The 15,394-nt window shown below is 46.0% G+C and carries 17 protein-coding genes; 7 read left to right on the forward strand and 10 right to left on the reverse strand.

The annotated features are described in order from the left end of the window. Positions 1–20 precede the first annotated feature (20 nt). The gene (locus tag NSS94_RS19790) at positions 21–1,211 is read right to left on the reverse strand and encodes an NAD(P)/FAD-dependent oxidoreductase (protein WP_341039969.1); all 1,191 of its coding nucleotides are present in this window, start codon (positions 1,209–1,211) and stop codon (positions 21–23) included. A 231-nt stretch (positions 1,212–1,442) separates the two neighbouring features. Between NSS94_RS19790 and NSS94_RS19795 the strand changes: the two genes are divergently transcribed. Continuing rightward, positions 1,443–2,447, forward strand: a complete 1,005-nt coding sequence (locus tag NSS94_RS19795; RefSeq protein ID WP_165148522.1) for an NAD(P)/FAD-dependent oxidoreductase — start codon at positions 1,443–1,445, stop codon at positions 2,445–2,447. Positions 2,448–2,607: 160 nt separating this feature from the next. Here NSS94_RS19795 and NSS94_RS19800 read toward each other — a convergent pair whose 3' ends face one another. Both NSS94_RS19800 and NSS94_RS19805 read right to left on the reverse strand, forming a co-directional pair. Next, entirely contained in the window at positions 2,608–2,751 is a 144-nt protein-coding gene (locus NSS94_RS19800) for a sporulation histidine kinase inhibitor Sda (protein ID WP_007431918.1), read from the reverse strand. Positions 2,752–3,033: 282 nt separating this feature from the next. Next, positions 3,034–3,690: a YheC/YheD family protein gene (locus NSS94_RS19805; RefSeq protein WP_341039970.1), complete on the reverse strand. Its 657-nt coding sequence runs from the start codon at positions 3,688–3,690 to the stop codon at positions 3,034–3,036. Positions 3,691–3,906: 216 nt separating this feature from the next. Here NSS94_RS19805 and NSS94_RS19810 point away from each other — a divergent pair, with 216 nt between their 5' ends. Continuing rightward, the gene (locus NSS94_RS19810) at positions 3,907–5,442 is read left to right on the forward strand and encodes a Ppx/GppA phosphatase family protein (RefSeq protein ID WP_029518238.1); all 1,536 of its coding nucleotides are present in this window, start codon (positions 3,907–3,909) and stop codon (positions 5,440–5,442) included. Here NSS94_RS19810 and ppk1 read toward each other — a convergent pair. Then, positions 5,402–7,510, reverse strand: coding sequence for a polyphosphate kinase 1 (gene ppk1, locus NSS94_RS19815; protein WP_341039971.1), 2,109 nt, complete (start codon positions 7,508–7,510; stop codon positions 5,402–5,404). The two genes, NSS94_RS19810 and ppk1, sit on opposite strands and share 41 nt — an antisense overlap. A 307-nt stretch (positions 7,511–7,817) precedes the next feature. On the opposite strand from ppk1, the gene NSS94_RS19820 reads away from it, so the two are divergent. From NSS94_RS19820 to NSS94_RS19830, 3 genes are all read left to right on the forward strand, one after another. Next, a complete protein-coding gene (locus tag NSS94_RS19820; RefSeq protein ID WP_029518236.1) occupies positions 7,818–8,063 on the forward strand; it encodes a hypothetical protein in 246 nt (81 codons plus the stop codon). Positions 8,064–8,263: 200 nt separating this feature from the next. Next, positions 8,264–8,926, forward strand: a complete 663-nt coding sequence (locus NSS94_RS19825; protein WP_341040424.1) for a futalosine hydrolase — start codon at positions 8,264–8,266, stop codon at positions 8,924–8,926. Further along, positions 8,927–9,784: a 1,4-dihydroxy-6-naphthoate synthase gene (locus NSS94_RS19830; RefSeq protein WP_029518234.1), complete on the forward strand. Its 858-nt coding sequence runs from the start codon at positions 8,927–8,929 to the stop codon at positions 9,782–9,784. It begins immediately after the preceding gene. 156 nt (positions 9,785–9,940) lie between these two features. Here NSS94_RS19830 and NSS94_RS19835 read toward each other — a convergent pair whose 3' ends face one another. From NSS94_RS19835 to NSS94_RS19855, 5 genes are all read right to left on the reverse strand, one after another. Then, complete coding sequence (locus NSS94_RS19835) at positions 9,941–10,261, reverse strand: hypothetical protein (protein WP_023990165.1); 321 nt, start codon at positions 10,259–10,261, stop codon at positions 9,941–9,943. A gap of 313 nt (positions 10,262–10,574) precedes the next feature. Then, the gene (locus NSS94_RS19840; protein WP_069012616.1) at positions 10,575–10,865 is read right to left on the reverse strand and encodes a hypothetical protein; all 291 of its coding nucleotides are present in this window, start codon (positions 10,863–10,865) and stop codon (positions 10,575–10,577) included. An 18-nt stretch (positions 10,866–10,883) separates the two neighbouring features. Beyond that, positions 10,884–11,210 (reverse strand): hypothetical protein, encoded by a 327-nt coding sequence (locus NSS94_RS19845; protein WP_039272696.1) that lies wholly within the window; start codon positions 11,208–11,210, stop codon positions 10,884–10,886. Between the two features lie 57 nt (positions 11,211–11,267). Beyond that, complete coding sequence (locus tag NSS94_RS19850; protein WP_039272697.1) at positions 11,268–11,882, reverse strand: hypothetical protein; 615 nt, start codon at positions 11,880–11,882, stop codon at positions 11,268–11,270. Positions 11,883–11,966: 84 nt separating this feature from the next. Then, positions 11,967–12,896, reverse strand: coding sequence for a DMT family transporter (locus NSS94_RS19855; protein WP_341039972.1), 930 nt, complete (start codon positions 12,894–12,896; stop codon positions 11,967–11,969). 149 nt (positions 12,897–13,045) lie between these two features. On the opposite strand from NSS94_RS19855, the gene NSS94_RS19860 reads away from it, so the two are divergent. Both NSS94_RS19860 and NSS94_RS19865 read left to right on the forward strand, forming a co-directional pair. After that, the gene (locus NSS94_RS19860; protein ID WP_029518230.1) at positions 13,046–13,924 is read left to right on the forward strand and encodes a LysR family transcriptional regulator; all 879 of its coding nucleotides are present in this window, start codon (positions 13,046–13,048) and stop codon (positions 13,922–13,924) included. Positions 13,925–14,117: 193 nt separating this feature from the next. Further along, complete coding sequence (locus tag NSS94_RS19865; protein ID WP_069012613.1) at positions 14,118–14,825, forward strand: DUF421 domain-containing protein; 708 nt, start codon at positions 14,118–14,120, stop codon at positions 14,823–14,825. A 20-nt stretch (positions 14,826–14,845) separates the two neighbouring features. Here NSS94_RS19865 and NSS94_RS19870 read toward each other — a convergent pair whose 3' ends face one another. Beyond that, a complete protein-coding gene (locus NSS94_RS19870; RefSeq protein WP_069012664.1) occupies positions 14,846–15,289 on the reverse strand; it encodes a ferritin-like domain-containing protein in 444 nt (147 codons plus the stop codon). Between the last annotated feature and the right edge of the window lie 105 nt (positions 15,290–15,394).

Genomic DNA, 15,394 nt, shown 5'->3' on the forward strand with positions numbered 1-15,394 from the left:
GTCATGGAAACCTTCTGGCCTTAGAAAAACCGTCCTTTTTTCAGTACCAGTGGAATTCCGCCTATGATGAACAGATAGCGGAGATCGACAATTTTTTTCAATTGTGCGGCCACCCAACCTTTTATTTTGCGCTTGCCCACCACGGCGACGGCTTCGCCTTTTCCAAGAGAAGCAACCGTCCCTTTGTTGGAAAATACGAACTTGTGCAACTCCTTTTTGCGGAGAGTAGCGGCTATATTCTTGGCACAGAGCACCCCTTGCTGCATCGCAATTTGGGCAGTCGGTGGATAAGGGCGTCCTTCGGGATTAAACATCAAGGAGCTGTCCCCGATAATAAAAATATCATCGTGGCCCGGTGCACGCAGAAAATCGTCGATTTTCACCCTTCCACGCATCACTTCGAATCCAGCTTTCTCAATTAATCCGTTTCCACGAATCCCTCCCGTCCAGACCACCGTGCAGGCTTCGATTTTCTCACCCTCACCAACGATTACACCATCCTGCAAGCATTCCTTAATCGGAATTCCAATGCGGAAGGTGACCCCTTTACGCTTAAGGACATCCATCGCATACTCCACCAGTTCAGGATCAAACCCCGGCAGTGCCGTAGGAGCTGCCTCGACGTTAATGATTTGAATCCGGTTAAAGTCGATGTCATAAGCTCTAGCCAGCTGTGGCAAACGATCCGCCAACTCCGCTACAAACTCAATGCCGCTAAAACCAGCGCCCCCTACGACGAAATTGAGGCGACCTGGTTTACCATCATTTTTATACAGGGCCAGCTGGTATTCAATATGCTCCCGAATCAGGCGAACGGAGTTAATACTGCGAATCGTCAGCGCAAACTTATCCATCCCCGGAATGCCAAATGTTTCTGGCTCCCCGCCTAGTCCAATGACCAAATAATCATAGGACAGCGAGCCGTCCTCCAGCACGATTTTTTTCTCCTTTGGTATGATTTCCTTAACCGTTCCTTTGACTAAATCCACCTTGAACTCATCGATTAGCTGCGCAATCGGAATCCTTGAATGCTCAATCGTATCCGTACCTGCCGCAGGCATATGAAGATGTGTCGTAATATAGTGGTAATCATGACGGTTGATCAGCGTGACATCCGCCTCATTGTGCTTGAGCTCCTTTTGCAATTGCTGAGCCGTCAATATACCGCCATATCCGGCGCCCACAATGACAATTTTGGGAATACTGCTCATGCTTTTACCCCTTCCGATATACATAATTATTCGAAGCTGTTCTCTCAAAACGGTTAATTTACACTCACAAAAAAGTCTTCATCAAATATTAATAGCTTTAACTTTGCAAGCGGAACCTGGCAGTTTATAATGATAAACAGTGAATCATGCGTTCGGCGGCTATCTGAACCTCTATGCGGCTGATTCAATAATTACAAATTCCATACTATCCCTTTCGGAGGTGTTTTTAGAGTGACAACTCAATCCACAGGCGCGGAGATCCGCGATCTGATCATTATTGGAGGCGGTCCAGCCGGTATTTTCGCCGCTTTTTACGGAGGAATGCGTCAGGCATCCGTCACCTTAATTGAAAGTATGCCCCAACTGGGCGGCCAGCTTGCAGCCCTTTATCCTGAAAAATATATTTATGACGTTGCTGGCTTTCCTAAAGTAACTGCACAGGAACTGGTCAACAATTTGGTTCAACAAATGAACCACTTTAATCCAGAAGTGCAGCTAGAAGAGAAAGTCGTATCGTTAGAGAAAAAAGAAGAACGCCACTTCATTGTAAAAACAGACAAAGGTGGCGAGTATCATGGTAAGGCGGTTATTATTACCGCTGGTGTTGGTGCTTTCGAGCCGCGCAGACTGGAGCTTCCAGGTGCCGAACATTTTGAAAAAACGAACCTGCATTACTTTGTTAGCGACCTGAGCAAATTTGCAGGCCGAAAAGTGCTAATCAGTGGTGGCGGTGACTCTGCCGTAGACTGGGCACTCATGCTGGAACCAATTGCAGAACAGGTTACATTGATTCACCGCCGCGACAAATTCCGTGCGCATGAACACAGTGTCGAAAACCTCCTCGCATCCAAAGTAAATGTTATTACACCAACGGAAATTACAGAATTGCATGGAGAAGACACGATTACGAAAGTCACTCTTGCTCATGTAAAAACCAAAGAAACACAGGAAATCGAAGTGGACGATGTGATCGTTAACTTTGGATTTGTATCCACACTTGGCCCGATTGCTGAATGGGGAATTGAAATCGAAAGTAATTCCATCGTGGTCGATTCTCGCCAGGAAACCAATATTCCCGGCATTTTCGCCGCAGGGGATATTACAACCTATCCAGGCAAGCTCAAGCTGATTGCGGTCGGCTTTGGTGAAGCCCCTACGGCAGTCAACAACGCCAAGGTCTATGTAGATCCAGATGCCAAGTTGTCTCCTGGTCACAGCAGTAACATGAAAATGTAGTTTAGTTTAGACTATGACAAAAAAGGGTATTTTACTCCAAATTTGAATGTTTGGAGTGAAATACCCTTTTTTACGGTGTGCCTATTCGTTGCAGTGATTGTCCGTAAAGCCATTCGAACCCTGAATGACTTTACAGTCGCAGTACGAGAGCTTGTCCGGTCTAATGAAGGACTACGGCTGTATTCATCTCTAGATTTCTTTTGTGAATTTCAGCCAGCAACAGTGCAATGAAGTCACATTCAAGTTTAAGCTCGATTGCCATCTGATAGGAATCCAAAAGCATCTCATCCGTCAGCATAGCCATCCTCGACACAACCTTTCCTTTTATTTCAAAATCTATTCTATCAAAATACCAAAAACGGAACAAGCGTTCTGTTATCCACAGCCAATTGTGGAAATCCTGTGTATAAATTGTTGGTAAGTGTCGTTAACCCTTATATGTGACAGGGGATAATGTGGACAATATTTATACACAGAATTTTGAAGCTTGAACACAAAAAAAATATTTTTATTATTTATACAAATATATTATATTTAGCGTCTTGTTAATAGATTAAATTGGGATTTTATTGAAGAAAACAGAAATTTATTGAGGTCTTGTATTAACCTCTAAAATCCATACCCTTCCATTCTGATCAAGCCCGTAATCAAATCCTAGTTGTCCAATCCCAGGAAACCTTTTTTCCAGCACAGGAATACAGCGCTGTGTAAGTTCAATGATCTCTCGCCGCTTTCGCGTAGCAAGCCGCCGGGGATATATCATTCGAAGCGCATCTGTTCCCTTCAGCAAAGTTCCCCCTCTGCACAGATTCGTAATGACCAGTCCGGGACGAGCATGACGTGCAACTACCGCATGAAAATCCCATCTCTGCCCTTCCTTCACAACTTTGACTCGATAGTCGACAGGTCTACCTTGAATACTTGCCAGTTGGATCCCTTGTTGAATGAGATATGGGCGTTGGATTCGGAGCTTATGGATTCCGATTACAAGTGCTCTAAAATGACTGAACCGGTGCGTGTGCTCCATACGCGTGCAGGTGTATCCCCTACGCTCCTTTGCCACACGCATGACTCCGATTCCTCCGCCTCCTTTTACAGGTTTTATAAACACAAAAGCATGCCGCCGCAGCATCATGCGCAATTGATCTTCACTATATAGACAGGTTTCCGGTATATAAACGGCGGTATGTGGATGGTGGAGCAGCGCCTTCGTCTTTAGCCATTTGCTTGCAAGTTGTCTCATCTAACCCTCTCCTTTCGCCGTCAGGTATACTTATACATACTCAACAGGAATGTTCTATTCTTGGATGATTGTCCGCGGCATGTGTCTATTTCGACAAGATCATGGCGAACGGTAGCATGCACCGAATATCACTGGTACAATGACAATAATCTACTACCATTTGCACGGAACAGCGGAAATTACCGCCAAATCGTTTTTCAACAAGGAGGTCAACTCATGAATAGCAAAATTGGCATCATGGACATTGGCTCAAACTCCATACGTCTGGTGATCTATGAAATGACAGAGACAGGAGCCTATCGCATTGTGCAGGAATGCAAAGAAGCTGCCCGACTGAGCGAAAAGGTTGGGGCCAACGGCCGTATGGAACGGGAGGCGATTCGAAGCATCGCTCCGTTGCTGCGCCAATTTATGGCGGTATGTCATATGCACGGGGTTGTCCGTATGCGTGCAGCAGCAACAGCAGCCATCCGCAATGCCACGAATTCGGACGAAATCGTCCAATGGATTGCGGAGGAGACAAATTTAACACTGGAAATACTGAGCGGAGAGCAAGAAGGCTATGCCGGTTTTCTGGGTGTAGTGAACACTATGAATGTGAGTGATGGAATCATCATTGACATCGGGGGTGGCAGTACCGAAATTACGCTGTTCCGCGATCGAAAGCGACTGCATACGGTGTCATTTCCCTTTGGCGCCGTCAATATGAACTGGCGCTTTGGACGTGAGGTCAAGAATGGCGAATGGTCTCCTCAGCAGATTGAGGAAATGGAGAGCTTTGTCCGTTCTTCACTGCAAAATCATGATTGGATCTTCTCCAATCCGGATCTGCCATTCATCGGGCTAGGTGGGACCCTGCGTACTTTGGCTAAAATCAATCAGAAGCGGCAGGATTACTCACTTCCTGTGACGCACCATTACGAAATGACGATAGAAGATGTCGATTACTTCTATGGCAGTCTGCCCCATCTTCCCTATGAAAAACGCAAAAAAACAGCCGGCCTGTCCAAGGACAGAGCCGACATCATTGTACCCGGTCTTATTATATTGAAAACGATATTTGAAGCTGCTCAAGGCTCCGCGTATCTGGTCAGTGGAGCGGGTCTGCGAGACGGCCTATTTCATGAGCTGGTCAACGCTGAACAGCCCGTGGTAGCTAATCCGCTTATCACATCCATTCGCAATATCCTTTCGTTTGCTGTCCCGGTTAGCGAAGCGCATGTCAAGCGGGTTAACGAGTACGCCGTCCGGCTCTATGACACATTAGCTAGCGGAACCTCAGCTGCTATGGACAAACGTTTGTTACTGACCGCAGCAACTCTTTACAAAACGGGAGCTGCCTTGAATTACTATCATTTTCGCCAGAATTCCGTGTTCTGGATCTTACATGCAGGCATTGGCGGTCTATCCCATAGGGAAACGGTACTAGCCGCGTTGATCGCGGATTACCATCCCAAGAACCGGACCCCCCGTTTGCTACGCACACATGCGGATATTTTGGAGCCTTCCGACGAGGAACGTGTACATCGGCTCGGCTCGCTGCTCCAGCTCGCGATTGGCATGGATCGGAGTGAGTCCGGAATGATTACCAGCATCAATCCTACTACAGGGGATGACGCAATGCATCTTCGTTTGGAAAGCAAGAGTGAACCCATATTAGAACAACGAGAACTAGAATCCGTTGCGAAAGATTTCCAAAAGGCGTGGAACCTCACATTGTCGTGGTCCATTCTACCTTCTTCCAATTTCTAACCTTCATCGCTTCAGATTGGCTCCTGATGGGAGCCTCTTTGTCGTTTCTGGACACAAATTGATAGCTGCCATTAGGCAAAAGCTGGCGCGCCTTCACATTATCCCTTAACGATAAATGCAGAATATCTGCCAGCATTTCTTTGATCCCGTCATCATAAATCGGGCACATCAGTTCAATTCGGCGGGTCAAATTGCGCGTCATCCAATCCGCACTGGACAGAAATAACTCGGATTTCCCTCCATTTTCAAAATAAAACAATCTGGAATGCTCCAGAAAGCGGTCTACAATACTGATGACACGTATATTCTCGCTGAATCCTTCCACACCGGGACGCAAACAGCAGACCCCTCTGATGATAAGATCAATCTTCACACCTGCTTGGGAAGCCGCATATAGTTCATCGATCATCTCCTGATTGGATAAGGAGTTGATCTTGGCAATAATCCGGGCGGGCTTACCTGCCAATGCTTGCTCTGCTTCCCTACGGATGAGTTCAAACAGCTTGTTCTTCATTCCTGTTGGAGCCACGGTAAAAGCCTGCAAAGTCTTGAGCGCGGAGAATCCCGTGATTTCATTAAACAGTTCGGAGGCATCCTCACCAAGTACAGGGTCTGACGTAAACAATCCGATATCCGTATACACGCGCGCCGTGCTTTCATTATAATTGCCTGTGCCTACATGCACATATCGTTTGAGTGCGTTGCGCTCATGGCGTATGACAAGAATGATTTTGGCGTGCGTCTTCAAGCCAACCAACCCATACACTACGTGACAGCCTGCTTTTTCAAGCGTACGCGCCCAGGCAATATTACGTTCCTCGTCAAAACGGGCTTTCAGCTCCACCACCACTGTTACCTGCTTGCCCGATTCGGCCGCACGTGCCAATGCCGGAATCAGCTTCGATTCCCCGTTGACACGGTACAGGGTCATTTTGATTGCCATCACATCCGGGTCCTCTGATGCCTCAATGATAAAATCAGTTACCGCATCGAATGATTCATACGGATGATACACGAGCACGTCCCGTTTGCGAAGTACGTTGAAAATATCCTCCTGCGGGGGCAGTTCTTCCGGATACAGTGGTTTGATTGCCGGGAATTTCAAATGCGAATACCCTTCCAAATGATCGGCAAAAGACGATAAAAATGTCAGATCCAACGGCCCGTCCACCTCAAAAACATGGTCGAACAGCTTGAATTCGCGTTGAAGCTCCATCAGGGCATAGGGATGAATCCCTTTTTCTACTTCCAATCTTACTGGCGCGCCCCGTCGTCTTCGACGCAGCTCTTTTTCAATCTCTTCGAGCAAATCTTCGATTTCTTCTTCATTAATGGATAAATCGGAGTTACGTGTCACACGAAAAGCATGAACGGCCTCTGGGATATACCCAGTGAACAGCGTTTGGATATGATGCTTGATCAGTTCCTCAATTAAAATAAATGATTTCTTCTTGCTATTGGAACGTAACGGCACTGTAACCACACGTGGAATATTCGAAGGCACCTGCACAATGGCAAAAAGCGGTTTATCCTCCTCCGTATCCGCCGGACGTCTCAAAACGACCGCTAAATATACGTATTTATTGTGAACGAGTGGAAAAGGACGGCTCTGATCGACCGCCATCGGCGTGAGCACCGGAAATATAATTTCATGAAAATATGCATCCAGCGACTTGCGCTGTGTCGTATTTAAGTCTTCATATTCGAGCAGTAAAAGACCTTTTTTCGTCAAGAGGCGGGAAATATCACGATAGGTCCGGTATTGTTCCGATACCATCGAGACAGTACGCTTGATCAGGCGTTTGTACAAACCGGAGGGGGTATATCCCGTAAAATCCTTTTGCATAAAACCCGCCTTGATTTTCTCGCGCGTCTCTGCAACACGAACAGCCATAAACTCATCCAAATTGCTAGATACAATCGCCAAAAATTTGGCTCTCTCCAGCAACGGTGTATCTGCATCCTGAGCTTCCTGAAGCACACGGCGATTAAATTCAATCCAGCTTAAATCTCGGTTAAAGTAACGTTCTGACCCGGCTTTATCCTTATTCTGACTCTCTATCAACATATGGCCTCCATCAATTCATGCAGTATAGTTACCCTTTATTGTACTATTAGATGAAACGCACTAGCATCACAGTAGTGTAAACGCAATGTAAAATGTGTGTAAACACAAACTGGATATTTGAAAAGGTCATTCGGATGCTTTACAAAAATAGCATTAAGCGGTACAGTGTTTACGTCTGTTTCATAGAGTAGATTGAAGAACCGTTTCTTTTTCAGTTGTTTATGTTCGTTATGATGTGTAGTAACCACTTAGAAGCCACATTCAATTGCTGATTTTCAAATGGCATGATATAGGGAGGATTTACGTTATGGAACCCAAGAAAACGCCACGCGTACTGCAAAAAAACATCGAATTTTTCACCGCAGCGCTGTCTCAACACCTCGTTACGGTCTGGCAAGAGGACCCTACAGGTGTATACTGTGAGATTGGCTGTGGATATATCGAGTTATTCAGTAGCGAGATGATTCGGGTGCGCAATCAAGATGGAACCCCAAGCCATTATGACCGCAATATTACCATGTTTCAGCTAATCACAAAGGATCAGCCGATATAATTATTATATGCTATGCCTGCGCTGTTCTTCCAGATTAGAATTGCTTTATGTTTACAACTACCGATTTTCATATCTGCTGAATCTTGCAGTTTTTCAAAAAGCGCCTCAGAGCGCTTTTTTTGTCGACCTTTTTTGAACATCGTTTCGAAAAGCAGTATGATAAGGGAGCATATTACCTAAATTTAAAGGGGAATCAACCGATGGAGCATACAACATCAGATGAGCGCATCCTGGTTATGACCGCGGTTGAAGGCGAACGGGAAGCTGTACTGCGGGGCCTGAAAGGCGACACCCGTTTTGTGGTCGAGCTAGCTGGCGTGGGCGCACCGTCCGCGGCGGCTTCAACCGCGCTAGCACTGGCGGCGGCTGGTGACTACCGTCTGGTCATCAGCGCCGGAATTGGTGGCGGCTTCGCGGAGGTCGCTGCATTGGAGAGCGTCGTTGTTGCTGACGCGATCATTGCCGCCGACCTGGGGGCCGAGACGGCAGAGGGCTTCAGCAGCGTGGACGAGCTAGGTTTCGGCTCAAGCCGAATTGCCGTGAACGTTGCCATCGCGCAGCGATTGGTTCAGGCGTTGCGTGCCGCCGGACAGACGGCTGTCGCGGGGCCGATCCTGACCGTCTCTACGGCCACCGGTACGGCGGCAACAGCGGAACGGCTGGCCAAACGCGTTCCTGGAGCTGCTGCCGAAGCGATGGAAGGCTACGGCGTGGCCGTGGCTGCAAATAGGCTAGAACTGCCGACGATGGAAATCCGCACGATTTCCAATGCTGTCGGTCCACGTGACCGTGCAGCCTGGCGAATCAAAGAGGCTTTGCAAGCATTGGAAGCCGCATTTTCTACATTAACGGAGGTTATATAGATGCAAATTGCTTTTTCACCTTGTCCCAACGACACTTTTGTCTTCCATGCTCTGGCGCATGGTTTGATTCCGGGCGCACCCGCGCTGGACATTACATTCGCCGATATCGACATCACCAACAATCTGGCGATCACACCAGACGGACTGGATATCATGAAAATTTCGTATGCTGCACTCCCTTGGGTACTGGATGAATATGCCCTGCTGCCTTGTGGGGGCGCACTGGGCCGGGGTTGTGGGCCACTCGTGCTGACCAAGGAAGGTTCCACCGTCAAAGGCCCGGAAGCCCTGTCCGGCAAGCGTGTAGCCGTTCCGAGTGAACGTTCCACTGCCTATCTGCTGTTCCGCCTGTGGGCGGCCAAGCATGTGCCTGGGGGTGTCGGCGAGATCGTCGTGATGCCGTTCGACCAAATTATGCCTGCTGTCCGTGACGGGAAGATAGATGCCGGACTAGTTATTCATGAAGCACGGTTCACGTATCCGTCCTACGGGCTTAGTAAGCAAGTCGATCTGGGGAACTGGTGGGAAGAAGATACAGGACTGCCGATCCCGCTCGGAGCTATTATTGCCCGCCGTACGCTGGATCTGGATGCGATCACAAACTGGATACGCGCCTCTGTCGAATACGCTTGGCAGCATCCCGAAGCTTCGCGTGAATATGTATTGTCTCATGCGCAGGAGCTTTCACCTGATGTCGCCCAATCGCATATCGACCTGTACGTTAACGATTTTACCGCCAATCTGGGCGACAGTGGATATGCCGCCATCGAAGCTTTGCTCGGTCGTGCCGCGCAGGAAGGGCTGGTACCTTCGTTTGATTTAGCCCAACTGCGCCCTACATCCACAACAATACGTTAAAAGGGAGAGACATGCCTTGCATGTTTTCCTACTGAATAGAGTAGTTTAAACATATAAAACCTCCCGAACGAGCACATGGCCTAGCCATGCGCCCCATTCGGGAGGTTTTATCATTTCATATGGCGAATCTTCATTCGACTCGCTTGATCCCTATACTTAGTTCTGTTCCTGCTCCACAACCTCGGTCTTAAATACGTTATCCAGTTTGGTACCCAATCTTTTGACCAGCGGCACCTTGATATCCCGGCTCAGCTCCTTGAAAAAAGCGTCCATGTCACAATTAATCTTATCCAACACGACCTTCACGGTACCCTCCTCCAAGATCTGCTCATTCAGATCCTCCGGTACGGTAACCGAGATATCATACTTCTTGCTTAACGTTTTAATGTAGCGGGTAAAGATTTCGATAAGCTCCTCATTGTTGAACTTCTCAACTGCAACTTGCCCTTTGTTGGTAAATTTCAAATTCACTCTCACGTTAGCATTTCCCCTTTTCCTTTTGACCATTTATTTTGGATAAACGTTGAACCTTTCAGAGGCTCTTCAAAGAAAGGGCCTTACCGGTCGTTTTAGACTCTTGTCCTTTGATATACTAAGTATAACACATTAAGGCCGTTTTCATTTCCCAACTTGTCGTTTTATGATAAAAAATGATAAAATTTGCGCATTTTCAGCATAAATTCTTTCCTTTCATGCCAATCATTAGGAATATCCCCTACACAAATACACAAAAAAACGCCTATCTCGCAAAAGAAAGACGTTTCCGTATAGATGCCTAAGTGGTATGCATTTACAGAGGTTTCGTACATTCCCAACCATGTGAACGATACTCACGCACAGCGTCTCGTATATCCTCAATATCATCAGTATGCAGCAAAACGGCAGGTAGAATAACCCAATATTCATTCTCCGCTAGATCAATAAATACGTCCTCGACATCGTAATATTGCATATCGCCAAATGCCGTGTCCCTGATCTTCTGTCCAACTAAAGGTGTAAACGGAGAATCAAATGTTTTCATCACCTTCGTATATTCCTTCACGCCCGTTGCCGAGATTTGCTGCGAAATAATGACGCTCAATGCTGTTACCTCCCTGACCTAATAATGCTCATTATACCCTTCTCTCAGACCCTCTACAAAACCTTGCGTAAAAAAAATCATAAAAATCAATAGACCGATGCCAATAGCAACGGAGCTGATTACAATAATGAAGATGCCCTGCGTGTTTCTTTGTTCCATTCGTTTCGTCAAAATTCCAAAAACCAAACCTAAGACACCCAACAATCCTCCAAAGACAAAAAAACTAAATATGAACCCCAAACCTGCAAAAATCCAGCCAAAGAAAGCGAGCAGCCATCCCTGCTGCTGCGGCTCGCTCTGTTTCATCTGCCAGCGTTCCCTCGCTGTAGGTGTATATCTGTCCATTCCTTAACTCCCCCGCTTCATCTGCAAAACCCAACATCGGAATACATTAGGTTCCTCCTACTGCTGACCGGTGAGTTTAAAAGTGCCGCCTTCCCGCTTCCCAAGCGGATAATTTTGAACCGTCATTTCCACCCTCGTATTCTTATCCCATACCGGAAGCTTGTCAGATGTACCGTACTCTTTCATAGCTATGTTTATGACTTCCTCCGCCTTCTTCGTCAATACAGCTGAGGACATATTATATTTACCATAACCTTGATAAGCACCGCCAAAACCAAGATTAGGTTGATTGTTCACATTCAGTAGCACACCCTTCAACGTGCCATCCTCTGTTACATCAAAAGTCACTTTTTCCAATACAAAATCATCGGTAACGACAGATGTCTGCTCTAACATATGCGTTATGGCTGACAGGTTAGCTGTTAATCTAACTCGTCCCAGTAGCGCCTCTGTATCGTTGTGTTGCTTCGTTAACGCTTGTGTTGTTTTATTTAGTGAAGCGTTCGCACTAGTTAAAGTATTGACCTTCGTATTCAGATTATAATTCCACACCGCCAAGGCTATACATCCTAGTACAGCTACTCCTGAAATGACTGTTGCTACAACTGCGAGCTTACGAACAGAATGTGCTTGCGGCTCCACAGACTGAGCATGACTGCTTAATTCTCCCATACCAAACTTCCTCTCTACTTATATAGTCATATTTTACTATTCCCTCCTCTGATAATCTAGTATATTTTTCCTAATTCCATATTTCTATGCATTTGTACAGGAATTCGTTTCATCAGCCCTGGAGTTTCGGTTCTTTCGTTTTCTAGGAGATGCTGTATTTACCAGATACACACTGCCTGCAATCAGCACCAGCCCCACAACAAACGTCAAAGTAAGCGATTCCTTGAGCATTACCATACTAAAGACTGTGGACAACACCGGAATCATAAACGTATATGAGCCGACGGTTCCTGCATCTCCATTGTCGATCAGTTTAAAATAAATTATCCAGCCCATCGCAATCACGAATATCGAAATAAACAATAGAATTGCGACAAAGGAGGTCGTCCAGTGAATATCGCTCCATTTCTCGGTCGTAAATCCAATCCCATTGAGTATAATCCCTCCCAATACGAGCTGCATCGTCACCGCCCAAATGGAGTCCAGCCGCTGACTTTTTTTCTTCATATAAATCGTTCCGAGCGCCCAGCACAATCCTGAAGCTAGCCCCAACACAATACCCAGTACCGATAAATGCCCTGCCATTCCACCAGAGCTAATCACGATCACCCCGCCAAAACCCAGTACCAGTCCAATGACCTTCAGGGGAAACATGCGCTCCCCTAACCACATCCAGGAGAATAATCCCAACAGGATCGGCTGAAGGAATACTAAAGTGGAAAATAACCCAGCAGACAAATAACGCAGCCCTACCGTCTGCAAGCCATAGTAGCCTGCAATATTAAATATGGACAGCACAAGATAAGTCCACGCATTCTGTCTAAAACGCAAGGTTTCCCGGTGACGTATAGCGAACAATAGCAGAATCACACCACCCAGCAGGGTACGGATTCCTGAAAAAAATATCGGCGGCGTATCTGGCAAAGCCAGCTTGGTCAACGGCCAGTTGATCCCCCATACCATCACTAATATCAAGACAAGCCACAACGTAGCTTTAGGTGTTAATTTTTTCATAGATGTCTTCTCTCCCTTAGATTTTTCATCGCTCATTGCTACCGACTAAAATCTGAATAGCCGTTTGCAAAGTTTTGCTTTACTAGCGTATACTGTGGTCACTAATAAATAAAATGAATGTTTTCAATAAGGGAGATAACTTTTCACTTATGACCATTACTCAGATTATGATCTTCGTTCGTGTAGCTGAAACGCTAAACTTCACCCAAACTGCCCATGAGCTGCATATGACGCAGCCCGCGGTCAGCCATGCCATCGCCAGCATCGAAAACGAGCTGGGTGTCCAGCTATTGCTGCGCGACCGAAAAAAAGGAGTGCTGCTGACAAATATCGGGCACAAGGTACTGCTGCAATTCCGTATGATGCTGCAAAGCATGGAAAAGGTACAGCAGCAGGTGGCTGCTGAAAAAGGTCTAGACGTGGGCACGATCACGATCGGTGCCTTTCCTTCTGCCTCAGCCTATTTTCTGCCCCCGATTATTCATCATATTCGTCAGCATTATCCGAACCTTGTTTTCGATCTACATGAAGGCTCCACGAATGAAGTCAAGGAGTGGGTGCATACCAGAGAAATCGAAGTCGGTATCATCCTGTTACCAGACCCTCAGGTAGATATCATCCCATTATGTCAGGATGACATGGTTATTCTCCTGCCAGACGGTCACCCTCTACAATCGCACAATAAAATTGCCATCCGTGACTTGAATGAGCAGGATATGATCTTTTGTAAAGGTGGACATGAGGTCGCCATTATGGAAGGTTTTGAACGCGAACAAAGTCAGTTGCAGGCACAATTCATTACTCACAATGTCAGCACCTTGGTCAGCATGGTTCGACAAGGACTGGGTATGGGCATTGTTTCTTCACTCGCCTTGTCCACGTTCCCCCATGATCTGACCGTCAAGGAGACTTCACCTCTGATCACACGTCAAATCGGTATCGCTGTACCATCCCTGCACAATGCTTCTCTGGCTGTACAGTTATTTGTGCGTACTGCGCAGGAGCTGTTTACGGATATGAAGCAGTAGAAGCATTGGATTATGAACATAAGGAGGTCTATTCATATGCAGAGAAATCAAATCATTCGACCAAATAGCTAAATTTCTAACCTATAAGCTTATACATCACATATAATGCATTAATTACATTGGTATATTATCCCATCCCAGCGGGTAACCTATATGCTGAATACCTGCAATTTTCAAACTAGGAGGGTTTTGCATGGATCATCTCGTTATTTTGATCAGAAGTTTTTCTGCATTCGTTATCCTCATGCTAATTGGGAGAATATTGGGGAAGCAAACCCTTTCCAATATGAACTTTCACGAATTCGTAACGGCAGTTATATTAGGAGCTATGGCTGCTAATTTTGCATTTAACCAAAAAATAGAAGTTGTCCACCTATTAATAGCCCTGTCTGTTTTTACAATTACTTCTTATGTTTTATCCAAGTTTTTTTTGAAATTCAGAAACTTTAAGATGTGGACAGAGGGAGCACCCACCGTTCTCATAGAAGGAGGGTTCATTCTCGAAGATAACCTAAAAAAAAATAATATGACATTGGATTCTTTAAACCAACAACTTCGCCAGAAAGAAATTTTTAATATAGAAGAAGTGCAGTACGCCCTCCTTGAGATTAACGGAAAACTATCTGTTCAAAAGAAAAAGGAACTGCAAGCCGTGACATTAAAAGACCTGCAGTTGAATGCAGGTAATGCCACACAGTTCCCAATTGAGCTTGTAATCGACGGACAGCTTTTGCATGGCAATTTAAACTCCAATCATATTCCCGAATCATGGCTGCTGTCTCAACTGAAGGCCCGCGACAAAAAGTTAGAGGACGTATTCTATGCCGTTAAAGGCAGCAACGGCCAACTCTATGTGGATGAATATAAGGATAAAATCCAGCATCCAATTGATGTGGAGTAGTATTGACTTTCGGTCAATAGTTACCTGAGATTCAACGTAATCAGATAATTGTATTTGGCAGCGTGCTTAAGCTCATCCAAAATGATACCGTACACCGTGTCCTTATAGATACCGGCAGGCAAACCAAACCAGATGTTGCGATATCGTTCCACCGCCCCCAACTCTCCCATCAAGGCGCGCTGTAGACCTTCTGTATAAGATTGCACCCTCTCATATTGCTCACTACTGATGCCTGCAATTTCCTGTCCTGTCAAAGCCCGATACATCTCTCTGAACATTTTATTGTGACCGCGCTCATCATTACGGATGCTTTCAATAATAGCCACCTGCTCTTGTGAGGGTGCCAAATTGATCAATTCATCGTAGAACAACTCATCGTTACGCTCCCCTTGTACCGCTTCCTTTATCATTTGTACTGCTTTCGGAAATCCTGTGTTCCAGATCGGTACAAAATCGGCCCGCATATAGTATGAATTTCCCCAGTAAGAAGGTACTTGATACAAGTTTATTCCTCCTAATGTTAGTTTTTAGAAAGTATATGCGCATCTGCCCATGTCGGTTCCTAACAT

The sequence above is a fragment of the Paenibacillus sp. FSL L8-0644 genome, from assembly GCF_038008165.1.
Lineage (GTDB): Bacteria > Bacillota > Bacilli > Paenibacillales > Paenibacillaceae > Paenibacillus > Paenibacillus polymyxa_D.